This window comes from Pseudomonas sp. FW305-7, from assembly GCF_058786735.1.
In genome coordinates, this window is record NZ_JBYSZA010000003.1 from 308,939 (window position 1) to 332,865 (window position 23,927).

23 protein-coding genes are annotated in these 23,927 nt (G+C 54.1%); 15 read left to right on the top strand and 8 right to left on the bottom strand.

Annotated features, from left to right (window positions below; translation table 11 throughout):
* The first annotated feature begins 153 nt into the window (after positions 1 to 153).
* The 10 genes from AC3WMT_RS06700 (at position 154) to AC3WMT_RS06745 (ending at position 8,852) form a co-directional block, all read left to right on the top strand.
* Positions 154 to 1,389 (top strand): tyrosine-type recombinase/integrase, encoded by a 1,236-nt coding sequence (locus tag AC3WMT_RS06700; protein WP_103303226.1) that lies wholly within the window; start codon positions 154 to 156, stop codon positions 1,387 to 1,389.
* 280 nt (positions 1,390 to 1,669) lie between these two features.
* On the top strand, positions 1,670 to 2,509 hold the full coding sequence (locus AC3WMT_RS06705) for a hypothetical protein (protein ID WP_177431371.1): 840 nt from the start codon (positions 1,670 to 1,672) through the stop codon (positions 2,507 to 2,509).
* Positions 2,510 to 2,597: 88 nt separating this feature from the next.
* On the top strand, positions 2,598 to 2,918 hold the full coding sequence (locus AC3WMT_RS06710) for a helix-turn-helix transcriptional regulator (protein ID WP_103303227.1): 321 nt from the start codon (positions 2,598 to 2,600) through the stop codon (positions 2,916 to 2,918).
* A complete protein-coding gene (locus tag AC3WMT_RS06715; protein ID WP_103303228.1) occupies positions 2,915 to 3,523 on the top strand; it encodes a hypothetical protein in 609 nt (202 codons plus the stop codon). The genes AC3WMT_RS06710 and AC3WMT_RS06715 overlap by 4 nt, the downstream gene beginning before the upstream one ends.
* Positions 3,520 to 3,825, top strand: a complete 306-nt coding sequence (locus AC3WMT_RS06720; RefSeq protein ID WP_103303229.1) for a hypothetical protein — start codon at positions 3,520 to 3,522, stop codon at positions 3,823 to 3,825. Before AC3WMT_RS06715 ends, AC3WMT_RS06720 begins: the two co-directional genes overlap by 4 nt.
* A 376-nt stretch (positions 3,826 to 4,201) precedes the next feature.
* Positions 4,202 to 4,363 (top strand): hypothetical protein, encoded by a 162-nt coding sequence (locus tag AC3WMT_RS06725; RefSeq protein ID WP_172791593.1) that lies wholly within the window; start codon positions 4,202 to 4,204, stop codon positions 4,361 to 4,363.
* Positions 4,360 to 4,644 carry a hypothetical protein gene (locus AC3WMT_RS06730; RefSeq protein ID WP_073473331.1) on the top strand — a complete coding sequence of 95 codons (285 nt, stop codon included), beginning with the start codon at positions 4,360 to 4,362 and terminating at the stop codon, positions 4,642 to 4,644. The genes AC3WMT_RS06725 and AC3WMT_RS06730 overlap by 4 nt, the downstream gene beginning before the upstream one ends.
* Positions 4,641 to 4,913 (top strand): DUF3077 domain-containing protein, encoded by a 273-nt coding sequence (locus AC3WMT_RS06735; RefSeq protein WP_103303230.1) that lies wholly within the window; start codon positions 4,641 to 4,643, stop codon positions 4,911 to 4,913. Before AC3WMT_RS06730 ends, AC3WMT_RS06735 begins: the two co-directional genes overlap by 4 nt.
* The gene (locus AC3WMT_RS06740; RefSeq protein ID WP_103303231.1) at positions 4,910 to 7,816 is read left to right on the top strand and encodes a DUF927 domain-containing protein; all 2,907 of its coding nucleotides are present in this window, start codon (positions 4,910 to 4,912) and stop codon (positions 7,814 to 7,816) included. Before AC3WMT_RS06735 ends, AC3WMT_RS06740 begins: the two co-directional genes overlap by 4 nt.
* A 91-nt stretch (positions 7,817 to 7,907) precedes the next feature.
* A complete protein-coding gene (locus AC3WMT_RS06745; protein ID WP_103303232.1) occupies positions 7,908 to 8,852 on the top strand; it encodes a chromosome segregation protein SMC in 945 nt (314 codons plus the stop codon).
* A gap of 437 nt (positions 8,853 to 9,289) precedes the next feature.
* On the opposite strand, the gene AC3WMT_RS06750 is transcribed toward AC3WMT_RS06745, so the two are convergent.
* The 5 genes from AC3WMT_RS06750 to AC3WMT_RS06770 all read right to left on the bottom strand — a co-directional run bounded on the left by AC3WMT_RS06750 (position 9,290) and on the right by AC3WMT_RS06770 (position 13,367).
* Positions 9,290 to 10,111 carry a HEPN domain-containing protein gene (locus tag AC3WMT_RS06750; protein WP_103303234.1) on the bottom strand — a complete coding sequence of 274 codons (822 nt, stop codon included), beginning with the start codon at positions 10,109 to 10,111 and terminating at the stop codon, positions 9,290 to 9,292.
* The gene (locus AC3WMT_RS06755) at positions 10,111 to 11,190 is read right to left on the bottom strand and encodes a DUF262 domain-containing protein (RefSeq protein ID WP_103303235.1); all 1,080 of its coding nucleotides are present in this window, start codon (positions 11,188 to 11,190) and stop codon (positions 10,111 to 10,113) included. Before AC3WMT_RS06755 ends, AC3WMT_RS06750 begins: the two co-directional genes overlap by 1 nt.
* A 319-nt stretch (positions 11,191 to 11,509) precedes the next feature.
* Entirely contained in the window at positions 11,510 to 11,845 is a 336-nt protein-coding gene (locus tag AC3WMT_RS06760) for a hypothetical protein (protein WP_146041224.1), read from the bottom strand.
* Between the two features lie 95 nt (positions 11,846 to 11,940).
* Entirely contained in the window at positions 11,941 to 12,594 is a 654-nt protein-coding gene (locus AC3WMT_RS06765) for a hypothetical protein (protein WP_103303236.1), read from the bottom strand.
* Positions 12,591 to 13,367, bottom strand: a complete 777-nt coding sequence (locus AC3WMT_RS06770; RefSeq protein WP_158249167.1) for a TIGR04255 family protein — start codon at positions 13,365 to 13,367, stop codon at positions 12,591 to 12,593. Before AC3WMT_RS06770 ends, AC3WMT_RS06765 begins: the two co-directional genes overlap by 4 nt.
* Positions 13,368 to 14,801: 1,434 nt before the next feature.
* Between AC3WMT_RS06770 and AC3WMT_RS06775 the strand changes: the two genes are divergently transcribed.
* A complete protein-coding gene (locus tag AC3WMT_RS06775; protein ID WP_103303238.1) occupies positions 14,802 to 15,725 on the top strand; it encodes a hypothetical protein in 924 nt (307 codons plus the stop codon).
* A 382-nt stretch (positions 15,726 to 16,107) separates the two neighbouring features.
* Positions 16,108 to 17,028, top strand: a complete 921-nt coding sequence (locus tag AC3WMT_RS06780; RefSeq protein ID WP_103303239.1) for a hypothetical protein — start codon at positions 16,108 to 16,110, stop codon at positions 17,026 to 17,028.
* Positions 17,029 to 17,067: 39 nt separating this feature from the next.
* Here AC3WMT_RS06780 and AC3WMT_RS06785 read toward each other — a convergent pair whose 3' ends face one another.
* Positions 17,068 to 18,939 (bottom strand): hypothetical protein, encoded by a 1,872-nt coding sequence (locus AC3WMT_RS06785; RefSeq protein WP_103303240.1) that lies wholly within the window; start codon positions 18,937 to 18,939, stop codon positions 17,068 to 17,070.
* A gap of 411 nt (positions 18,940 to 19,350) precedes the next feature.
* Between AC3WMT_RS06785 and AC3WMT_RS06790 the strand changes: the two genes are divergently transcribed.
* The 3 genes from AC3WMT_RS06790 (at position 19,351) to AC3WMT_RS06800 (ending at position 22,169) form a co-directional block, all read left to right on the top strand.
* Positions 19,351 to 19,722, top strand: a complete 372-nt coding sequence (locus AC3WMT_RS06790; protein ID WP_103303241.1) for a DUF6124 family protein — start codon at positions 19,351 to 19,353, stop codon at positions 19,720 to 19,722.
* A gap of 350 nt (positions 19,723 to 20,072) precedes the next feature.
* A complete protein-coding gene (gene rimJ, locus AC3WMT_RS06795) occupies positions 20,073 to 20,660 on the top strand; it encodes a ribosomal protein S5-alanine N-acetyltransferase (RefSeq protein ID WP_103303242.1) in 588 nt (195 codons plus the stop codon).
* 30 nt (positions 20,661 to 20,690) lie between these two features.
* Positions 20,691 to 22,169: an ArnT family glycosyltransferase gene (locus tag AC3WMT_RS06800; protein ID WP_103303243.1), complete on the top strand. Its 1,479-nt coding sequence runs from the start codon at positions 20,691 to 20,693 to the stop codon at positions 22,167 to 22,169.
* Between the two features lie 16 nt (positions 22,170 to 22,185).
* Here the strand turns inward: AC3WMT_RS06800 and AC3WMT_RS06805 are convergent, their stop codons facing one another.
* Together AC3WMT_RS06805 and pmrG are read right to left on the bottom strand one after the other, a co-directional pair.
* Positions 22,186 to 23,004, bottom strand: a complete 819-nt coding sequence (locus tag AC3WMT_RS06805; RefSeq protein WP_103303244.1) for a phosphatase PAP2 family protein — start codon at positions 23,002 to 23,004, stop codon at positions 22,186 to 22,188.
* Entirely contained in the window at positions 23,001 to 23,672 is a 672-nt protein-coding gene (pmrG, locus tag AC3WMT_RS06810; RefSeq protein WP_103303245.1) for a lipopolysaccharide core heptose(II)-phosphate phosphatase PmrG, read from the bottom strand. Before pmrG ends, AC3WMT_RS06805 begins: the two co-directional genes overlap by 4 nt.
* Between the last annotated feature and the right edge of the window lie 255 nt (positions 23,673 to 23,927).

Consider the following 23,927-nt stretch of genomic DNA (forward strand, 5'->3'; position numbering starts at 1 on the left):
CCTGTCTCAGACAGTCTACGAAACACCCCAAGAAGCCCGCCCTGTGCGGGCTTTCTTGTTTCTGGCTATCCGTCCCTATCTACCCCTATCCCAGCATGCGCTGTATCCTCCCGTGTACCACGGATGTAAATTGAAACTGATGGGTACAAGGAAATGAAGCGCAATGAAATCAAACGTCGTCCTCTAGCAGACACGGTCGTAGCGACTCTGGAACCCGATTCCAAGGAGTACCGCGAGCACGATGGAAACAACGTGTATCTACGAGTGCGGCCCGATGGCAAAAAGTCATGGCAGCTTCGATACAAGAAGACTGACGGTAAGTGGTCCTGGATAGGGCTAGGCAGTTACCCGGCAGTTACTGGATCTGCTGCACGACAGAAAGCGACCGAACTGCGGGCTAGTACAGCTGAAGGGAGCAACCGCTTGGCAACGATGCGAGCCAAGAAAGCTGCGGAGTTGGAAAGCGCCAGTAATACCTTTGAGAAACTTGCTCGGGAGTGGTACGCGTCCAAACGAAAAGGCTGGACCAACGGCACCGCCGTTCGAACCATCGGCGCTTTAGAGCTTCACGTCTTCCCAGTTTTCGGAACGCGCTCCTATCGCGAGATCCTTCCGATGGAGTGGATGGACTTTCTTCGCTCGATGGAACGGAAAGGGATCATTGAGCAGACCAGCCGTGTACGGGGAATGTGTCGAGAGATATACGATCTTGCTAGGGTAACCGGCCGGGCAACCCACAATCCGTTGGAAGGCCTTCACAAATTTCTTCAGACGAAACCGGCGGAAAACTACGCCCATGTATCCCAAGAAGAACTGCCTCCGCTGCTCCGAGCAATCCGAGCGTATCCAAGTGCTATGGATATTCGTATCGGCCTGCATCTGCTTTCCATGCTGGCATGTCGTCCGTCCGAAATTCGGGAGGCTCGATGGTCAGAATTCGACTTAAAAAAAGCGCTATGGACAATCCCGGCGGAGCGAATGAAACGTCGCCGAGAGCACCTAGTGCCACTTCCGCGCCAAGCAGTAACTCTGCTGAAAGAGCTGTATGTTTTGACCGGCAGCTACCAGTTACTTTTCCCAGGCCGCAGCGACACAACCAAAGCACGCTCCAACACTGTCTTCCTAATGGCGTTACGTCGCCTCGGTTATGAAGGTCGACAAACTGGCCACGGATTCCGACACATCGCCAGCACGATATTGAACGAGCACGGTTTTGATGAGAACCATATCGAGGCCCAACTTTCCCATGTGAAGGATGGAGTTGCAGGTGTTTACAACAAAGCGGTCTACGTTAAACAACGTACTACGATGATGCAGTGGTACGCGGATTACCTGGACCAGTTAGCAGCCGGATATGTCGTTAACGGGCATTTTGAAGAAGTGGTATGAACGTGCGTTTCCATATCCTCCCAAAAATCGGTGTTACAGGTGTTACGCATGTAACAATCGCTACCATACGCCTGAATTCATTGGCTTTCACGCCCGTTACACGAATGCTCAGCCCCCCCTACTCCCGGTGTAACTCGGCTCAAACGTGTAACGCCAAAACGAGCCCTCGCCCTGCTGCGGGCCGCGGCTTGTCCCGCGCTCGCAAAGGACTTTCGCTGGTCACGCTCGCTAAATATAGGGCGTGGGATCGAGGTGCACACGATGCGCGAGCCTCTGACCAATGACTAGCAACCAAAGCATCGCGCAGTCGGCACTCACGTCTGGCTTGAGGGGCTTCCTATCGGACCAGTCGCTTTATGCACTGTGCCGCGAACAGCTCACTGATGTGTGTTACTTGATCGATCAGTGCTGTCAGCGCATCCAGAGCAGCGGCATCAGCAGCGATCTCAGCAGCATGTGCATCAAGGCCACCGTGCATGAGGAAACCATTTTTCAGTACGCCTCTACCGACCACAGAGCGCGCCTCGCCCACTGGGTTCGACAATACAGCGGTTGTCACGCTGCTTCGGATCGAGAGGCTCATGCGGCCTACATAATGGCCTGCGCCGTGAAGGCGCTCGGGATCTTGAGCGATTGGATGCGTGAAGCCGATCAGAAGGTCTGGTCATACGTATCGAAGCATCCGACCGACTGGCCGTGGAGCTTCTACTGTAAATTCGTCGAGACTCAGATTGACCCGCGGGAACGCATTGAGGCGCTCGAGCAATATGTGCTTCATCTGGAGCCGATTACTTCACTCCCCTGCCTTATCGATGATGAGCTGACCCCGATTGCAGATAGAGCTATCAAAAACGCCATTCGCAAGAAAGGTGGCGTCGTCAGTGGGATAGGGCGAGCTCAAGACATGACCACTCGCGATGCGGCCATCACTAAGCAGGCCCTTCATTACTTGGCGAGCGGCATGTCACACAGGGATATCACCTCGAAGGTACATTCCTGGCTCGAGCAGGAAGTCGCAAAGCCACTCGCGCAGCGCCCTGAGTGGATCGCCCTTGAAACCGAAAAGGCGTTGTCTCGTAAAAGTGTCGAGGCAATTCTCAAGCGCAACTTTGTGGTGTAAACCTGAAATTTCAAATGGAAGTGAACTGCTCACCGCCGCCCAATCTCTAGACCATTGCTCTCGTCCAAACCAATCGAGAGCAATACCAATGACAAAGAACCTCACCCAATTCCCCGCTCCAACCTTTTCAAATCTTGCTAGTCCTTTCGACTCTCCTTCCGCCGTACCAGATCTAGCCACTCCGTTTGATCCCGCCACTACCCTCATTCGCATGCCGCGCCTTGAGATAGCTACGGGACTCAAGCGCTCGACTCTCTACAAGCTGATGCAGTGCCCTGAAAGTGGTTTTCCACGACCGGTAAAACTGAGCAATAGCAACGCTCGCGGAGCTCCTGTCGCGTGGGTTCTTTCTGAAGTCCAGAGCTGGGTCAAAAGCCGCATTGAGGCCCGTGATCAGGTGGCCGCATGAAGCGCAATTACTGCCCTTTCAAGGGACCATTCTTTGACTCGTACAGCGTCGGATTCCGACTCTATCAACCTGGTGAAATCAACTGGCGCCATCGCACCATCGCGGGTGTGAGCTGGAACGGTGAAGAGCAGGAAGCGTTTTTTTTTAGCCCTGACGGTCTCGTACTTCCAATCAAAGCCAATCCTTGGGAGCTGCCCGAACTGATCCGCAGAAATGCGGTGCGCAGAGAGTTTTCGAGCGTTCACGGCTCCGGCTATTTTGCTATGAGCGAAAGCCGCCTCGCCTCGTTGAAATCGCGGGGCATGACCGACTGGGTTACCTACTGGCTCGTCGATCAATCAGCGGGATTCGCGAACGATCCGGCGGTATGGCAACGGGTCATGGATGAGGATCTTGCCGTCGAGAAGACGACAAGCGAGCGCGCTCATCAAGATATGCGCTTGACCTCCGACCTGAACGGTTATGTCGAGGAGTGTGTTGCACAACGCCGCGAGCAAATGGCCGTTGTACACCGTCGCCGCTGTGCTGAAGACAGCAAGATCCTCGCTTGGCTCAAAGGCGAAACACCTCCTCCACTGTTCGCTAATACGCAGGAGGCAGCATGAATCGCAAGATCGCTGATAACGCCTTGATGCATCCGTTCTCCGTACTGCGCCGCATCGGATTTTCTACTCGTCTCATGCAGCGCCTCGAACGCCACCGCAGCCGACAGGAAAAGCGAGGCCGCGTAGTTAGCGTGATGAGTTGGGCCGACGGCACCTGGTGCGCCCTCTCCCTCTACTGCGAAAAAAACGGCGCGGTGGTCGTCGACGAAGGCCAGCAAACCCAAGCCTATGAAGACGCCCGCTCGATGCTCAGCGGCGGCTTCCTGCCCCTCCTATCCCTGCGCTGGGAAGCCCATGCCTGAAACGAAAACGCCTCCGGGGGCGATCCGAAGGCGTTGAGGTCAATCTACATGCACGAACAATTTATGCCGCACCTGAGAAAACCGCAAGCCATCAGCGCAGTTGCACTTTCGAAAAACGGACGTTACTCTCTGGCCGTCGCTGCAAATTCAGCGATTGGGCTTGGCGGCCCAAACAGTACAAGGCGCAACAGCGCCCCCATTACGATTGCAGGCGCTTTTTTTGTGCCCGCATTCCCGTGTTATGGCGGGTTGCGTAGGAGCACCCTCGGGTGCGCCGGTCTCCTTGTACGCCGGTCCGCCAATCCTGCGCAATCCGTCACCCTAATCTGCTTGGCGGCAGACGGTGGCGGTTCCTCAGTACAAGGAGCCTTCACAAATGCAATACGCCCTCAATCCGTCCAAAATTCGCGCCGCTGCACACCGTGCAATGGCTCTCGCCGCTTTACACGCCAACTCCAGCCTCGCTACACGCCTCTCCCGTTACAACGCTCACATGGCCAAAGCCCGCGCACTCGAAACCGCAGGCGGTGCCCAATGAACAATGCTTTGAGTTTCGCCCTGCCCGAAGACCTGCTCTGCGTGAATCCGACCGCAGAAGCCGGTGTGCCCATCGACGCCATCACCTGCGCCATTGCTCGCGCCGACTCGGTGCTGACGCTGCTTGAAGAGCACTTTGAAAGCGACTCCTCGCGCCTAGCTAATCACGTCATCGCGGCCGTCCTCTGGGACGTGCGCGGCACCCTTGGTTTGATTAAGACGCTGACCTTGCACGGCGACTCCACCTCGACGCCTGCTGCGCAGAAAGGCGGTGCGCTATGAACACCCCCACCACCTTAGGGCATGCCACCTTCACTCGCGTGAACGCCTCCGATTTGAAGTTGTTCCGGGTCAATGCCGGAGTACCGGTCGAAGACGCGCTGGAGATGGTTTCCCTGCTGCAGCATCACGCCAACCAACTTAACTTCGACGCTGCCATGAGCGACAGCGGTGAGCGTTTCAGTTGGCCTGCCATGTACCTTGGCGAGATGGCCAAAGCGCTGATCGATGACATCAACGACGCGCTGTTTTTGCCGAGGGCTGACGCATGAGCCAACGCCCGAGCACCACAACAAAACGTCCAAGCTTTGCCGACGTGAAAGTTGCCGCGCTGAAAGACATTGATCGTGTCTTGTCGCACTGGCTGCCCAATGGCAAGCGCGTCGACGGCGGCAAGGAATACACCGCTCCGAATCCGACACGCAGCGATAAGCGCGCCGGTTCGCTCAAGATCAATCTGAGCAAGGGCACATGGGCCGACTTTGCTACCGGCGACAAGGGCGGCGACCTGATTGATCTGGTGCGCTATCTGGACGGCGGCACCGACGTCGAGGCCTGCAAAAAACTCGCAGACCTACTGAATGTTGCGCCCGGCACCGCCCAGGCGAAGAACGCGCCTGCCAAGACGAAAGCCCCTGAGTGGATTGCCATTCAGCCGATCCCGGCGAAGGCCATGAACAAGTGCCCTGCCAAGCATCGGCAGCACGGCGCACCGTCCAAGGTGTGGATCTACCGTGACACACAAGGCCAGCCGCTCATGGCGCTCTACCGCTTCGATCTCACGCCCAATGAGGACGGCAAGCCTAAGAAGGTCTTTGCACCACTTACATGGTGCGAGCGCGCCGATGGCCAAACCACACAATGGCGCTGGCAGGGCCTGCCCGATCCACGTCCGCTGTTACGCCTTGATGAACTGGCTGAGCGCAGTGATGCACCGATAGTTTTATGCGAAGGCGAGAAAGCTGCCGACGCTGCCGCCGAACTGCTGCCGAGCCACGTGGCCACCTGCTGGCCGAACGGTTCCAACTCTTGGCACAAAGCCGACCTGACACCGCTGAAAGGCCGAGACGTACTGCTGTGGCCTGACAACGACGACAGCGGTAAAGCTTGCATGGAAGCCGTCGCCGAGAAGGTGCGTGAAATCGGCGCCGCCTCGGTTCGGTTCATCGCTCTGGACTCGTTCAAACGAAAGCCCACGCTGAAGAGTGGCCGCGCCACCTTCTCCAAAGGTGGTCAATGGGATGACGGTGATGACGCTGCCGATGCGCTCATCAAGAATTGGACAGCCGCCCATTTCGCCGAGCTGCAGAACAGTGGCGAGCTGTCTGGCATGGTCGAGGAAAAACCATCCACGGAGCAGACTGAAGCCAAGCCGGAAGCGAGGACGAAACCCGCACCAAAGCGCCCAACAAAATCGAAGAACGATCTGATGCCCGGTGGCTTTCGATTGACGTCCGAAGGTGTGTTTTATGCCGGTGACGACGGCGAAGCGCGTCCGGTGTGCTCGCCACTGGAGATCCTTGCCCGTACTCGCGACGACAAGGGGCAGAACTGGGGGTTGTTGGTTGAATTTGACGATCCCGACGGCGCCAAGAAACGCTGGAACATTCCGGCGCGCACCATGACGGGTGACTTCGGCAAAGACGTACTCGGCCCTCTGGTAGACATGGGCCTGCGGCTTGCAGGCAGTCGTTCAGGACGCAATGCACGCAATGACCTGCAGAGCTATCTCGGCGGTTTCGACAGCGCCCAAAGGGCACGGTTGGTCACGCGCTTGGGTTGGCATGACAGCGCCTTTCTACTGCCCGAGCAGCAAGTCGGCGCGCACAGCGAACACCTGCACTTTTACGAGGCCGGTTCGCAACTTCCGCCGATCAGCGAAGCGGGCACGCTTGAGCAGTGGCAGGAGCAGATTGGCGCGCTTTGTGTCGGTAACCATCGTTTGGCATTTGTCGTCGGCGTGGCCTTCGCAGGGCCGCTGCTGCACATGCTCGGCCATGAGTCGGGCGGCTTTCACCTGTACGGCGACAGCTCCGGCGGCAAGACCACGCACCTGCAAGTTGCCGCCTCGATCTACGGCGGACCGCGTCTGGTGCGTTCGTGGCGCTCGACCGACAACGCGCTCGAATCCATCGCCGCCGCGCATTCCGACGGCCTTCTGGTCTTGGATGAAATCGGCATGTGCGACCCGCGCATTATCGGCGAGACGGTGTACATGCTCGGCAACGGTACCGGCAAGGCACGCGCCAACGATCGAGGCCAAGCTGGCCGACAGGTACAGGAGTGGCGCCTGCTGTTTCTCTCCACCGGGGAGAAAACATTGGCACAGCACATGGCCGAAGCGAACAAGGAACTGAAAGCGGGTATGGAAGTGCGCATGCTCGCAGTCCCAGCCGATGCCAGTAAAGGCCTTGGCATGTTCGATGTGCTTAACGGTTTCGAAGATGCGGCCGCACTGTCCGACGCGCTCAAGGCTCGCGTAGCGAAGTATTACGGCACGCCGCTCACGGCCTTCCTGACGGCGCTATGTGAACCCGGTAAGCGTCACGGCTGGGCGGTCATCCTGCGCCGCACGCTTGAAGGCTTTATCGCTAAATCGCTTCCTGCATCCGCGAGTGGGCAGGCGCACCGTGCTGCCGCTCGTTTCGGTCTAGCGGCAGCCGCAGGCGAGCTGGCCACCGCGATGGGCATCACCGGCTGGCCGGACGGGACCGCCACCACAGCCGCTCGCGTGTGTCTCAACGCATGGATGAACGAGCGCGGCGGCGCCGGTAACTTCGAGGGCGATGCGATCTTGGCTCGGCTGCGCCAGGTCATCGAGCGCTTTGGCGAAAGTCGCTTCACACGCTGGGAATCAGCAGCGGCAAAAATCGATGAGCACGGTCCGCGCACCATCGACCGTCTCGGTTTTCGTAAGACGCTGGAGCACGGTATGGGCGATTCCCTGCATACCACCAACACCTACTACGTGCTCCCCGAGTTATGGCGCTCGGAGATCTTTCGAGGCATGAACATCAACGCGGTGAACAAGGAATTGCTGCAGCGAGGTGTTCTGGAACCCGGGAAGGACGGTAAGGCGTCGAGCCTCATCCGGTTACCCGGCCTCGGCACGCAACGTTGCTACATCGTGAAGACGATTCCGGGAATGGATGAGAGCGAGGCTCGGGCTGCCTGAGGGCATCTGTGTTGATCGAGGTAGCGCCGGCTAAATCCCGGCCTCGCCAGCCACTCAACCAACCCCAATGAAGTGAACAGAGACTAAACACATGAACGAGATTCAGGACCTGAAAGACCGTCGCGACGAATTGCTGAGCGAGGCAGAACGACTGCAAACCGAAATGCTGCCACTTGAGACGGCGCTGGAAAGTGAAGAGGCCATTGAACCAGACCGCAAACGCGAATTGCGGGAGAAGTACAGCGAGGTAAAAAGTAAAATTCAATCGCGCAAGCACAATGCCGACTTATTAAATCGGAAGATTATTCGCCGTGAAGACCTCGCGAATTGCGATTCGCTGATGGCGGGTCATATCGAAGCGATGAATAACTGGAAAGCGGATGAGCAGGAGCTCAACGAAAAGCGTCATAGCCTCAGCACCCGCCTTCAGCAGATCCAACAACAAGCGGCAGAAGACATGGCCAAGGCACGTCAGGCCGAAACAGACGCTGCCACGGCATATGCGCAGGCCGTCGCCTGGGGTGACACCGAAGGCGAGAAGACCGCCAACGCCGACGCACAAAAAGCCGCAAAGAACCTGACAACTGCAGCCGAACATAACCGTCGGCAACACTTGATCATCGCAGCGTTGGAGCAGGAGCTGGTGACGGTAGATAAGTACATCACCGAAGCACAGGAAAAGCATAAAGAGATCGAACGAACCGCCCTGTGGCTCTCTTACACGGTGCTAGAGGAGAAGTGGAATGAGGCCGCAAAAGCGTTATTTGAGGTGGGCGGAAAGCTATGGGCTAACTACAACTTACTAGGCCTGGATCAGGTGAACCTGATGAAGCTGACGGTTCCCGAAGAAGGTGAACGCTTCGGCAACTGGACGTGGCGTGAACTTTCCGACCGCGCACGTAAATACAACGCACTCGACCTGGTGCAGCTCGACAGTCTGCCAAGCCTTCAACAACCAGAAGATGTGGCCAATCCAGAACAACGCAAGGATGAAAGTAATGAACAAGCCGATACAGAACATCGCCAGTTGGTCTGACACGCTCAAAACTCGGAAGGCCCATCTCAATGCGCTGCTGAAGACCATCAACGCAGCGACGGGCAAAGTTAGTCCCATACAAACGCTGACCATCAACGCAATAAAATCGGAAATGACGCACATTGATAGTCAACTAAACCGTCGTACATAGTCTTAAACTCACGACTAGCGTTCAACTCTTCGTAGAAAAATACGCTTACAGTGCATAAAGATAAGCGGCAAATAGCAGATAAAAGGGCTCATACGGGCCCTTTTTTTTGCTTATCTATCAATGCAGAATTTTTTAGCCCTACAAACTTCCCCGACTACGAAATAGACATATCGGTTATTCACCCACTTAATACATGAATTCTCTTACTGATAAAATCATCCACCCGAACAAAAAACAAAGTAAACTTATTAAAATCGCCGAAAAAACACACTAAAATAATTAACTACTATTCCTGCTCTACCGCACACAACCTAGAGGAATCAGACCTGCAAATTGAACCTGCCATTAATATTGAAAGACCATACTGCAAGAGCTCAACCTTGGCTTTGCGCGCTTCCAAATCTGATACATCATCAGCATTATCAAAATCCGCTCCATGCGCTACAGAATGCCGCCTTTGGTTGATCTGCTCAATAAACTCCTCCCAAAGTGTGCGTCCTTTAGGGTTGCGCTTGTCAAACCCCAACTCTTCAAAGCTAACAACGTATGGATAATTTTCCGACGCCCTAACGACAGCCTCCTTTAATTCTAAGTTTCTCTCTTTTATTTCCGATGCCGACATTGCAAACGCGTCATCAAACTTAGAATCATGCAAGTATCCAAAAACATTCGAAACTCCGAAATTTTCAAAAACAGTTGTCAACATGTTCGCCGAGGGATTTTTATTCCTTGGAAACAAAAAGGGTTCCGGAGTTATTTTACAATCGAATTCATCAAGCTTTACTATCAAAGCATCCAATTTTTTATAATAAGCCTTCAACTCTTTATCAGGAGCAGAGCCTAAATACTTACTACAGTAGGTTCTCTTTACCGCGATTGGAAAGTCGACGAAAGCACCGCTTCGATTCAAATCACTCACAATGCATTTTGTCAGATCCTTCACAAACCCTTCCAAATGAGCAACTATGAGAATACTGGCGGATCGACAAATGGCATTATAAAAAGCAAAATCTACTTCTTTTACAGCTTTCGCCCTATCGATGATAACATCAACTTCTTTCCACCGATCTTCCAAGCTAGAAATATACTCCTGTAAAAAAGTAGACATTATTTTATAATTTCCCGGGCCTTGTTTATCCTATTATTCAGCTTAGAAACATCATTAACACTACCTTCTACTGATTCAAAAAAAACAGGATCCGCAAAAAGATTAATAAAATCTTCATAACTTGGTATTTTTTTGATATTCGGCTTCGAGAACGCACACGCTATCGCGTCAAACACGGCAGCGTTGAATGAAGACATTAATGTAAAACCCGCCCCCTCAGCTTTTTTGTACTTAGCAAATGGTTTACTCCCAAAATGATGCTTCACCAGCCCCATTGTAGTAATAAAGTTTTCGTTCATTTCTTTAAGCACAAGAGCATCAAGCTTGTTAAACTCTTCCATCTTACGCGTCAAGAATTTCTTGAACTGCCCCTTATACTCCAAATATCCATCGTTGTGACTTATGGCAAAAAACCTAAGAACCAGTTCCTCATCTTCCATTTTCTTAATGCGAGTTGACTCGGGATCCAGATTTGCAATTTCAGCAAATACAGGATTTTTAGCGAGCAGCTTAATTAAATCTTTAAACGGGCCTCTACATGTAGCATTTCTTAGTTCTTGAGCCTCTAATTTTACCGACCCACTATTCAGCCTTTCAAAAATATCAAATTTAACCTGAGTATCGACAGTGGAGTCGATGCGCAAACAGCGTATTGTTCTTTCCTCTAGCCTCCTTATCAAAAACGGGGGTAGATCTTTGTAATAAGATCCATTCAGCTCAGAAAGCACCTCCAAAGATTGAAGAGCATACGATCCAGTAAAAAAATTGTAGATAGCAGTCAGCCGCTGCTGACCGTCAATCACTGAATATCTCGCCAACTCATCTTCAGTTTCGTCATCGACATCAACATCCATTGATATATAAACAATAGGGATAGGGATATTTAATATCAAACTTTCTATGAGCCTGGATGAAAACGAGTCTGGCCATCTATGATTGCGCTGATAATCAGGATTCAGCTTGATAACATCTCTTTTTATTTTCTTAACCAAGGTCTCCAAATCATACTCGACGGTTTGAGTTTTTACCGTGCGCTCTTTGGCTTTTTGCTGTATCGCTTCCAATTGTTCTTTTAACATATATAAATCTCTTACAAAGCATAAGCATTTAACTAGATATAAGCCAACTAAAATCCATTTTACACCATTTCACCACCTTGACAAAGCGATGCCCGGCTTTAAAGCCTGTAAAAAGCCAAGCAATGCTACCCTACCGCCCTGCATTAGTGCTTAAAAAGCAACCACAAAAAACAAAAACAAAAACAAAAACAAAAACAAAAACAAAAACAAAAATAAATCAATAAGTTGACGCCGCCGAAATTACTCAAACGAAAAAATAATCAATATTTAGACATCCGCGATCTTCTCCGACGCAAGACCATCTAATATTTATTTACTCTCATGTTTCAGCCCTTGCTGCGCTAAGCCCAAGAACCGCTTGACTTAAAGCTTCTGCAACCAACTGTTCACAGCCTTGAATATTATTTATCGCAGAATGGGATGAATCATTTATTAGGGCAGTAATGATTGGCTCATGAGTGAATGTTAGCGGCGGATCCATAACTATCGTTTGTTTAACGCCCCCAACATTCAGCAGCGCTAGACGAGCGGTTTTACCGATAGTTCTTTTAGTAGCAAGGACACGACGAATCTCTAGAAGTGCGTCCTGATGGTCATACCCTTTGAAGTATTCCAGCCAATTTACGGACAGATAATCTTCCCCTTCTCGAAGCATGAACGCTCCGGGGCCCGGAGACCCGGTATCAGGGTCGAGATGGGATCCGCCGCATAAACGCACAACGCTGTCACCATCTGGAATAAAGTTCCCAGTCATTCAACAATCCACTCTCGAATGCCTAGCGCAATAGAAACTTCATAAAACGAATCAACACCAGCCTTATCGCTAAAATGTTCTATTCGCTCATCACTCAATGGATCTTTCTTGAAAAGTATCCATTTAACCTCATTGCCAGACAAAAAATGAATACCTAATCTCTGGTTCTCAGTATATTTCCATTGAACATACAGCTCGCCAGCAGGAGTGGCTGTAATCGAAGGAAATTTGGAGCGTGGATTAATTACGAGGAACCTTATGAACGTGTTGAGTGAAGAGAAAGACAATGACTTATCGTTATAGTCTTCCTTGTAGAGCTCAAGTAATTTTATTATCCTATCAGCGATTCGGCCTGCATTGTGTATACCGTTCTGGGCCCTTAACTCGCTCAGGCTATTTTCCAGTTCTCTTGTATCAGACCTCCTTCGATCCAGCTCGTCAAATGCAGTCAGGGATTGAGCAGTAGCGAGTTGATCTAGAGAGGAGAACGCGTCCAAAGCAGGGATTGTTGAAGCACTAACTTTCCGCGCAGCCTTGTTAGCAAGTAAAGATCCAACTAGCGCGCTATAACCCTCTCTTTCCGTGCGCGAATTTAGGGATGGTGGGTCACTAATGTCGGAAATCGCAAATGCCGTCAGAGCATCTTTCATTTTTCACGCTCCCAAAACCGGTGCGCTTCATCGCTGGTAAGATCAGTAAACCCTCGTACTATCCACTCGCGAGCGAGGCTAAACCAATCTTCCCTTGCTCTATCTGAGCTATCCTCAACAAATCCGCGAGCAGCAAGTTCAAGAACTTGAACTTTCCTTTCTTCGCCCTGGACCCTTCCATTCCCAAATTTCACCACTAAACTTCCAGCTTCATGTGGCATATTAAAAGTAGCTGCCCAGACCGGATTGCTTGGTGTAGGCAAAAAACGATCCCGCCCTAATGTCCAATGGAGATCTTTAAATATTTCGGATAGGGAATGAGACTGGTCAACAGATATATGATTTGTATAGGTCAGCTCCCAAACTTTCGGCGCGAACACCCCTAAATTGTTCTCAGCCACAAAACAACCCAGTATTTTGAAGTATCGTTCAAAACAACCAAACACTTCTTCAAACCTCGGATATTCCGACTCACCTTCTTTTTTACGCCAATTATAATAAAACCTGTCTGGCTGAAACTGAATAAGACGGCTGTCAGAATTATTAATAAACCATGTACGAACAAACGGCAGCCCAGTCTCTTGATCCTCAGGAACGAGACCTTCAGCATTTGCAATGGGAAGAGCGTGTTCAACTTTCGGAAAATCTTGTTTTAGTCGATTCCACAAATCGCCGAAATGAGTCACCTTGATGTCTTTCAGTTGTTCAAACTGACATCCAAAAACCACTTCATTAATCGGCGGCTTTTTAAAGCTAGGAAGTGGATGGTTCACTGAGGTCGTCATTTGGCCCCCACGAAAGACAACAGCAAGGATTGAGGTGTGCTGCAATGTACAGTAGCACGTCACAGAGAAAGCATATCAACCGTCCAGCTTGTTTAATCCTTAATTTCGTCGTTGGTCACCTATATCGCCACCTGGTCGACCGAGAAGGAACACCTGTGAACGAGGCAACTCTAACGCCGTTGCCAATTGACGCTCAACACCTCAGGGCTCCTTCTGAACAGAATCTGACTGTGGAGTGAGAGCTATGCGGCGTGTTCGATACCTCCGGCGGGGTGCGTGGCTAAATTTATGTCCCCGTCTCGACCACCATAAATGCGTACGTTTGACACACTGAGGGTTCGGAGTGGGACAGGATGAATTGGCGGGGAAGGCCGCTTTCATAGCAAAGATTTCGATCGCCGATGATGCCGCTCAGACATATCCCAATCAGCCAAAGCGAAGCCTGATGGAAACCGCAAGCGGTGGCTGACGCAGCGAGGGGTCAAAGGGTCGCTGAGGCGATCCGTACGCCAAGACTGATTCTAGTGTGCCTACCCACATTTCAACCTAGAGGTGAGCGCTCATTTATTGGTAGACCACATTACCATACCGCAGAAGAGTCTCTACGCTACGTTACACCACGCCACCTTGTTACATCACGAAAAAAACATCTAACAGATTGGTGTAACACTATATTTATTGTTTGAATTCAATTGGTTGGCGAGATTCGTAACACCCGCAACACCAGTTACACGTCATTTTTAGGTAATTACCCCGCCCCCCCAGACAGACAAGATCCCCCAGCGGCAAATCTCCAGCACCGGGCGGTAGGCGTTGAGTGCACCCGCTACTCAATCCCGGAGGCCTGAAGGATTGAGTTAGTAGAATATTGGCTCGCTCAGCGAGTGATTCAAACATTCTTTATTGGGCTTCCTAACATCGCCGGGGCCCCTGGGCAGATCTAAAAGATACGGGGTCGGAAACCCGCAGGACTTTGTTAGCGGACAGGTGCCCAGCTTAGTGAACAGGTGAACCGGGTGAACCGGGTGAACACACAGTTCACCAGTGCAATTGCACAGATGATGAAAGGTCGCCGGGGACCCTGAGCATTTCTGAACGACACGGGGCATAAAACCCGCGTGATCTTGGCAGTGGCTGATTTTTGTACATTGGTTGACAGGTTGACTTGGTTGACGGCCCAAGGTGTCCATAATCATCAACACAAAAGGCCATCGTTACCGCAGCGGTAACGATGGCCTTTTTTCAGCAGAATTCTTTCGATTTCAATGCCTGAAATTTCAGTAACTTTGAAATCCTCCCACTAACACAGTCCTGCGGGTTTCCGACCCCGTGCCATCTCAAATTCCTCAGGGGCCCCCTCGACTTCTGGGATGAATGCAAAGCGTGATAGCTTTCCGCCCTGACAAAGGAACTGGAGGCCATATGGAATCAGCACGCGATAGATACACGAGGGAGATGGTGGAGGGAGAAGACCTGTGGATGCTTCCCCAGGTGGATAAATACGGCTACGAATGTGGAGGTTGTGGAATCCCAGTATTTCCGGCCTCCTACGATCAAGCAAATCTTCAAAGACCTCACTTCAAAAAACAGCAGAACACCCCGCACAAAGATGGTTGCAACATCGATGGTGATGAGAAAACCGTCGCACGTGGTAAGAAAGGAAGCGTACGCAATGAGCTCGAAACTAGCCCGGACCTTTCGCCGTCTAGACTCGTACTGATAGATGAACGACCGGCCGTCGATCCTGAGCGCAAGCCTTCCTCCGAGCAAACCTCAACCGTAAGAGACACCAAACGTTCTGACGACGAAGGGTTAGTGAGACCCAAAGGTCGGCGGGCAGCGAACAGCATCCGTCCTATTTGCAGAGCTTTCATTAGGTTTCCATTTGACCGGACTATGTCTCTGGACGTGCCGGGAGTCGAAGACAAGACCTATCTGCAAGCCTTCAAAAAACTTGGTGGCAAGGGAGTAGATCTATTCTCCCGTGCACGGATCTTTTATGCCGAACTGGCCTGGGCCAAACCTCAAGAGGATGGCGACTTTTTGGTTATTCCGCTATCAGCTGGAGAGTGGTGCGACGAAAAGAGGTGGGTTAAGCAATACAGAGTGCGTGTTGATAGGTCGAAGTGGTCAAAACACAAAAGAACAAAGGTATCCAATGAACTCGAAGTCGCCAGACTGGAAGGCATTGATGCCAAGAAGACAGACTCGAAACTCCGTCCTTATGTGTTTTTTGTAGCGGAACAAGACAGTGCTGAACCTGAGTTTTTTAACATAAGTGATCATCGACTGATTTGCGCGGTGGTGGGCACGATCTCATACCCTGATTTTAAATCGGGTAAATGATCACAAGCATGCATCCCTGTTGGCCTACATCCTGCCCGCAGGAACCATTAAGCAAATGATTTATCAGCGCGAGCCTCCAGTACTGATGCACCAACGGGAGGCTCCGTGTATCCCTACATGTATCCCTCGAAAACACGCACTCCACCAAACCCAATAAAAACAAGGCTTTTACCGCCCGGTTCAAATGCCCCCGGCCCACCAACTCTCAACGACAAAGCCCGCCCAGTGCGGGCTTTGTCGCATCTGGATATCCTGCAACATCCGCTCGGCTGGCATCCTGCTCTTGAGACCGGCGCCCAAGCCTGATCAACCGCACAGTTGGACGCACGCACGGCTGCGGATCTATCCTTCGGGGCACATCGCCAATTATCCAAGGAAGCCCATGAACATCTGGCTCGGCGCAGCACTGGCAACTTTCCTTTCACTGTCTGCCCACGCCACCACCGACGTCCCGCCGCGGATCCAGCAAGTCGTCTACAAAAGCGGCTATGGCAGCGTGCAGTTCAAGCAATCGATCAAAGGCTCTAAAACGGCGGAGTACAAACTCAACGCCAAGGCCGGGCAGATCCTGACCGTGGACTTCAAACCCTCAAACAGCTCCGCTTATTTCAATATCACCGCCAAAGGCGCCGATTACGCGCTGTTCAACGGTTCGATCATGGGCAATCACTTCATCGGTTCGTTGCCCGCCGATGGCGATTACACGGTGCAGGTCTATCTCATGCGTAACGCAGCCCGGCGCAATGAATTGGCCAACTACGAAATTTCCCTGATCCTCGCCAACGGCGACGCTGTGGATAATAAAACACCGTTCGAGCAAAACCTGACGTTGCAGGGCATCGACTTTCATGTGAAAGCGGATCAGGTCGATGGCAAGCCGGCAGTGCGCATCGAGCCCAAAGGCCTGGAAATCGACAACTCGGCGATCACCCACGCGCTCAACGGCAGCATCGTCCGCGCCGAAGTCGCCGATCTCAATAACGATGGCTCGCCCGAGGTCTATATCTCTACACGCTCTCCCGGTCGCGGTATGCCGGGTGAACTGATCGCCTACTCCGCCAACCGGAAAAAATCCCTGAGCGAAATCTATCTGCCACCAATCAGTGAAAATCCAAAAGCGGCCGAGGGGTATCAGGGCGAGGATGCGTTTGCGGTGGTGGAGAACACGCTCGTGCAGCGCTTCCCGGTGTACGACAGCGCCGACGCGGCTGCGGGTCGGACGGGAAAAATGCGCCAGATCCAGTACAAACTGGTGGCGGGAGAGGCAGGGTGGGTTTTGCGTGAAGAGAAAGTAGAAGAGTAATCAGCCCGGATTGAATCCGGGATGACACTCTCCCCTCTTCTACCAGGACAACGCCTGTGCAACCTGATCCGCTTCAGTCCTGGATCGGCCACTGTCCGTCACAGGAGCCCGTAAAATCGACCGCTGCTCTTTACGATCGACAATCCAGAACGCCATCTTCGTCGGTATTTTGTCCGGGATGCCGGTGAACGGATTGACCTTGGTGGCGTCGGTTTCACCAGGCAAAGCCGTCACATCGAACTCCCACTTGTGGCCGGTGGGCTTGGCGTCGCCCGGTGTCGCGGACCTGGGTGAAAAACCGCTCTTGTGAATATTGCCGGCCTGCAGGCCAAGGGTATTCGACAGGAAGGAACGCAGCGTCAACTCCAGTTCCTGATCGGAGGACTGAGGCAGTCCCACCGTGACGCCGAGTTGTGCCCCGTTCTGCAGATTGTCGTAATAGAACCGACCATGCGTGTCCAGTCGCAACCGGTAGTCACCCACGCGCAAGGGCAGATGCGTGCCTTGGCGGCGGTTGACGAAGGCATTTTCGTCCTTCGGTACTGACCAGCCCAGCGTCGCATCACTTTCCTGCCATTCGATGAACTGGCGGTTCAGCACCACGGCTTCGTCGTTTCGGCCCTGCCGATAGGCGATGTCGGCGGCGTAATCCAGCGCACTGCGGTAGAGGAGTTCATCGACGAGGGCGCTCTCCCAGGCCGGCACGGCCAAATCCAGCGCACGGCGAGCGGCGTCGAGGTTGCCACGTCGATATTGAGACAGGCCAATGTAGGTCTGCATACGCGCGATCTCGTCCGGGAAGTACGCATCGGGCAACGCCTGCTCCGCAAGTACCGCCGCTTTGTTCACGCCGTCAGGCAGCGACGCGGCTATTTCGATATCCCTGATCTGCTGTTCAAGCGGCCGTTCGCGAAACAGCGGCGGCGCGCTAGGCCATTGCAATGCAGCAAAAAGTTGCTGCATTTGCGCGGTGGCCAAGGCCTCGTCGTGCAGTCCGAAGGTGATGTCGATGTCGATGCGCCAGTCGCCGCGGAACGCCAGCCAATGAACATTCATGCAAGCCTGGTCTTTACACAGAGATTCATCTGCCCGTTTAAAGGAAGTCAGACCGTCGAAAGACAGATCGGGCATTGCCGCTTCGAGTGCGGTGGGCTTGTGTCGCTGACGATACGCTTCTTGCTGTTCTTGTCGCTCGGCTTCGCCCTGCTTGCGTTGTGCTTCGTCATAGGAGAGCGCAATCTCGGCATTCAACGGGCCGTTCGGCAACGCCTGTGTATAAACAACGATGCTGTTGAAATCACGTTTGGACGCCGGCTCGAATTTGGTCAGATTCCACTGCCCCACCGTGAGGGGCATCGAGAAGTCAGCGAGGCTGTATCGCAAGCGCGGCTCCAGCGCAGACAAGCGCCAGAGAGCGGGATCAGGGCTGGTGACGGCAAACAGTTTTTCTTGCAGGCGTGCGACCTGATCTTTTTCGCCCGCCATGATGCTCGCTTTGATCGCCCGGCCCAGCATGCCAATGCTCCGGGCGTCGCGCTTGACCGGCCTGCCGTTACTGGTGGTTTGCTGCTCCCAGTAGGCAATCTGCTCTTCTGCGGCGCTGCGGGCCTCGTCGTATCGAGCCTGTTTGTATAGCAGATCTACCAGCAGCTCGCCCGCGTCCAGTTCGGTGAAATCGAAACCACCGCTTTTGCGACCGGCCACCATGGCCGCTCGGGCAATTTCCGTGGCCTGCGCCAGAGAGCCTTCCTTGTCCAGACGTTGCGCTTCGTGCATCAGCCCGGCCGGGGTTGGCGCCTGTGTCTGGGCTTGTACCGATGGCACCGCGCACACGGCCATGCCGGATGAAAGCAGAAGGGCGACAGTGAGGCGCGCGCATTGGCGTCGTAGTGAACGCTGTCGATTCAACATGCTTTCTACTCCTTGTAGAGAAATCTTCCGGATGTGGCGACGCGTGTTCTATATCAGAGAGGACTTGGCCATGACTGTCGCTAAAAGAGCGAGGCCCGCCGATAGAACGTCGCGCACATTAGTTCTCCTGCAAAACATTATCAAACCGGATTTTGGTTTTGTTCGCGTAACGGGCAATCGCACTCACTGAACACAGGCACCGCAAGCGACGAACCCGGCGACGCCTGAAATGGCTGAGAGAAGCCATCGCTTCCTACATTTCACGTCCTAGGAAATTTCCCGCAATACGCGTCGACTTTGATGAACTGGTGAACAGTTTTTCGCGGCGCTACCCTCCCTGACTCGCTGCCCTCCAGCGGACGGTTTGACAGACCGCCCCCGCAGAGATTGTTCACTCCACGGAGCTACGTCATGAAAAAGATCACCCGACTTTCCCTTGTAGGTCCGGCATCCGCCGACACCCAAACGCCCGGCCAGCAAACGCACGCCAGCACCACCGGCTCAACTGCTCGAAAACCTCGCCGTAGCATCCCGCTCAAGCAGATGTTCAGCGTGCGCGACGATGTCGACACGATCACTCTGCTCTCGCACGCCAGTGATCTTCTCGATTCCCTCACGCAGATCAGCGCAAACTTTGTCGATGAATGCGACGGATCCCAACGCCATATCGCGGTGGCGATCAGGCAACTGAGCGCGTTGGCCGAGATTGTGGTCTGTCGCGCACGGGACCAGGTTGTGCAACAGGCATCGCCTGACGCGTCCGGCCCTGAAGTTCGCCATTAACGGATCGAATCAGCACTGACCGCCCCGTCGCCCGGGCAGTCCATCGAGATGAATTTTTCTTCACTGCCGGGCTTTTGCCAAACCGGTACAGTCCGCTCGCTCATTCAAGAAACTACGGTTCGCCCGCGGCTCTCCCGCGGGCTTTTTTTTGCCTGCCGATTGGCGTCGAAGCGGTAGACGAGCGTGTCCTGTACGGCATGACGTTGCGAATGCCGAGCCTGTGGATGAACGCTGAGCAGCACAAAACCCGCCATTTCGGCCAGTGCTGGCTAGCGGTCTGACCAAGACGGTTTGTATTTTCTGCCGTCGCGGGCAATTCTGTCCTTTGATTCCCCTGACCGGAGCGCCCGATGCCGCTGTTGACCCTGCCCTGCCAACGCCTGACGCTCGCCATTCTTGACCCGGATCAGGCGAAACTGGAAAGCGATTTCTACCAACGCAACCGTCGACACCTCGCGCCGTGGTCACCGATCCGCACCACTGACTATTTTTCCACCGAGCAGATTCACCGCCGCCTCGATATCCAGGCCAGCGCTTTCGAAGCCGGGTTGGCGATGCATTTCGCCCTGTTGACGCCCGATGGCCAGCAGATGATCGGCGCATGCAATTTCAGCGGGATCATTCGCGGCGCGTTTCAGGCGTGCTATCTGGGTTATCACATCGACGAAGCGCATCAGGGTCAGGGTTTGATGCAGGAAGCCCTGGAGGCTGGCATCGACTACATGTTCGACACTCAGAACCTGCACCGGATCATGGCCAATTACATTCCCGGCAACGAACGCAGTGCCCGGTTGCTGGAGCGACTGGGCTTCGAACAAGAGGGTTACGCCAAGGCATATCTGAACATTGCCGGGCGCTGGCAGGATCATGTGCTGACGGCGTTGGTCAATCAGGCGTTCGAAGCGCCGGATCAGCGTTGGTCGCGCCGCCTGGGCTGACATTCACAATTTGTTCAGCAAAGGCGAATTATGCTCAGGTCTCCTGCCCTTTCCGGTTGCCTGAAACCTATGTCGCGTGCCGCCACTTCACTGTTTCTGCTTGCTGCCCTGCTGTTTTTCTTCGCGTTGGGCAATCATCAATTGCAAGGCTCCACCGAAGCCCGCGTTGCGGGGATCGCCATGGAGATGCATCTGGACGATGACTGGGTGACGCCCCGTCTGTTCGGCGAACCCTTTCTGGAAAAACCACCGCTGAGTTTGTGGCTCGACGCCAGCGCCCTGCGCGTGTTCGGCGTTTCGCCGTGGGCGGTGCGGCTGGCGTCGGCGGTGGCCGGGCTGCTCAGCGTGATGCTGTTGTACGGCATGTTGCGGCGCTTCGAACGCCCGAAAGCGCTCGCCTGGACCGCAGGAATTCTGCTGGCGACGATGGCCAGTTACTGGAGCAACGTGCGTGGGGTCGGCGAGGATGCGCTGCTCGCCCTCGGCGTGACGGCGGCGCTGTTGGGGTTTTTCCAGGCGCAACGCGCATCGACGGCCGGCAGTTCACTGCTGTTTGTCGTCGGGATCGCCATCGCCACACTGAGTAAAGGCGTGCTGGGGCTGGCGATGCCGGGGGTGGTGATCTTCGCTTATCTGCTGGCGGATAACCTGATCGACAAACGCCTGAAGCTCGGCGCCTGGCTGCGCCCGGGATTGCTCACCGTAGTCGGTCTGGTTCCGTTGCTGATCTGGCTGGCCGTGCTGTATCAGCACGGTGGAGTGCAAGCCGTCAGAGAAGTGTTGCTGACCAACAGTGTCGGGCGCTTCAGCGGATCGTTCGTCGAAGCCGGTCACTACGAGCCGTTCTATTACTATTTGGCCAAACTGCCCGAAGCGTTCCTGCCGTGGAACATTCTGGTGTATCTGGGGTTATGGCATTTCCGCAAAGCGCTGAAGGCCAACCGTTACCTGCTGTTTTTCAGCCTGTGGATTGTTGCGCAATTCATCATGCTGACTCTGGCATCGAGCAAGCGCACGGTGTACCTGATGTCGATGACACCGGCGGCGGCGGTGATTGCTGCGGAGTATGCGTGGGTACTGTTCGAGCGATTGAAGGGGTATGAAAACGCCAATCGGTTTGTTGGAAGAATCGCCCGTCATCGTCAGGCGTTGGCAGCGGGCGTACTGACCTTGGTGATCGCAAGCTATCTGGGCGCCGCGCAATGGGCGTTGCCGCACGCGGATAAAAAGCTCTCGTTCCTGCCGCTGACCGAACACATTCAGACGCTGCAAGCCGAAGGGCATCAAGTGGCATTGTTTCAAGCCAATGAGCGGGTTGGCGGGGCGAGCGTTTTCTATACGCAGCAGGTGCTCAAGGGGCTGGATACCGACGCGCAGCTACGGGACTACCTCAGTGCATCGACATCGAACGTGGCGCTGATGGCCGGTGACAGCATCCCCGCCGCACCGCTCAAAGTGCTGAAGACCTTGATGGTCGGGCGACAGGCGTATTACTTCGTCAGCTACTGAAACGCTCTGAACAGGTTTATCGCTGCATTTCAAGTCCTGCCGAGGGCGCAATCTCCCTGGTCTGCAACACCGGCCGCTCCAGCCGCGCACGCCCATAAAACGCCAGCGCCGTCAGTAAACACGCAAGCCACACAAAGATCCCGGCCCAGAACGTGTGGGACATGTAGTGCCAGCCCTGCAGAACGCGCGTCGTGCCGTAAATGAAACCGAGCAACAGCGAACCCCACAAAATGGCACTGGAAAAACGCCATTGATAACGCCGCGCCACAAAATACAGCGCCAGCATGGTGAAGCCACCGGAGGCATGTCCGCCCGGCCAGCAACGTCCACTCCCCGCCTCATGGAACAGCTGGAAATTGCTGTACCACTCGATGTGGGCCATTTTTCCGCCGTACAGCGTGGTCTCGATCGGGCAATAAACGCTGGTGTGCGACTTGAGGAAATGAATCACCCCGGTGCAGACCGCAAACGCGACCACTACGAAGAAAAAATCCCGCCGATGAGCAGCGGCAAAGCGCAGCACCGGCGCGACTCTGCTGCGTTCCAGAAACGCGCCGAGTCGCGGCCGTTTCTGTGGATTGACCAATGGCCAGACCAGCGACAGCATCGCGCCGATCAAGGCAATTTCGGCGGTCCAGTTCGGGATGATCCGCGCCCATTTGTGCGTGAGCTTCTCGAAGAAGTGGACTCTGTCGAGCGGGAAGGATTGGCTCAGCGGATCGAATAGCAGGTTGCTGAACTGAATGTCGATGGTGGTCATGTCGAACATCAGGAACACCAGCGCGGCGCAGGCCAGCGGGATGCCGAAGTTAACTGCATAAAAACGCGATTTCATCGGGTGGTCACCGTGCGCCAGTCGGAGGCTTCAATAAAGCCGAGCATCTTCGGAGCCGCCGGGCTGGCAGCGGAAACAAACAATGAGGAGCCGTAACCGAGGTCTGAGGCAGGCACTTTGAGGTCTTTCTCGATTTGCGCCATGCATTCGCTGTGCGTCACCAGAATCAGGTTGCGACCCGCCACCTTATGCGCGAGCGCGTCCTGCAGCATGCGGCCCTTGCAGTTGATCAACCAGTCTTCGCCGCTGGCCGCCCGGTTGAACATGTAACCGGCGGTCTGCACGGTACGCATCACCGGGCTGTTGTAGAAGTCGGCATTATCCAGACCCAGTTGTTCAAACTGCGCCCCGACAGCCACGGCGACACTGCGCGAGCGGTCGGTGATGCCGTCATTGCCGCTCAGGCACGCGGCTTTGGAGTGATCGCAGCGCTCGACGTGACGCACCAGCACAATCATGTCGCCCTTGGCCCAGCCTGTCGCCAATGCCTGCGCGCCCGCCACATTACCGTGGGCCAGATCCGGCACCGCCGCTGGTGCCAGCAACCACAGGGTCAACGGAATCACCAGCAGCGATGCCGCCAGCACCACCCAGGTGTTGCGAAAACGCGCCAGACCGCTCAGATCAATCGAGCGCTTGACGCCAAACAGACTCAGTCTCAGTTCCACAAAAAGCCGCCGTCACTTGTCATTCGATGCGGCGAAACTACAGACGCTCGCGTGGGCAGCCAGTGAAACCCATGTGAAAAAAGTCTTGGGATCGCTTGTTACAAATTCTGTCGGACAAAATCCTTTCAGCTCTCGTATTTGCGGCCGATACAGTCCTGCTAACACCCTTGCTGGCTCAAAAAAACAACAATCTTCCAGCCTAACTGACGACAAGAAACCCAACGTTTCTGGAGGAATTGTGATGAATAGCTGGTT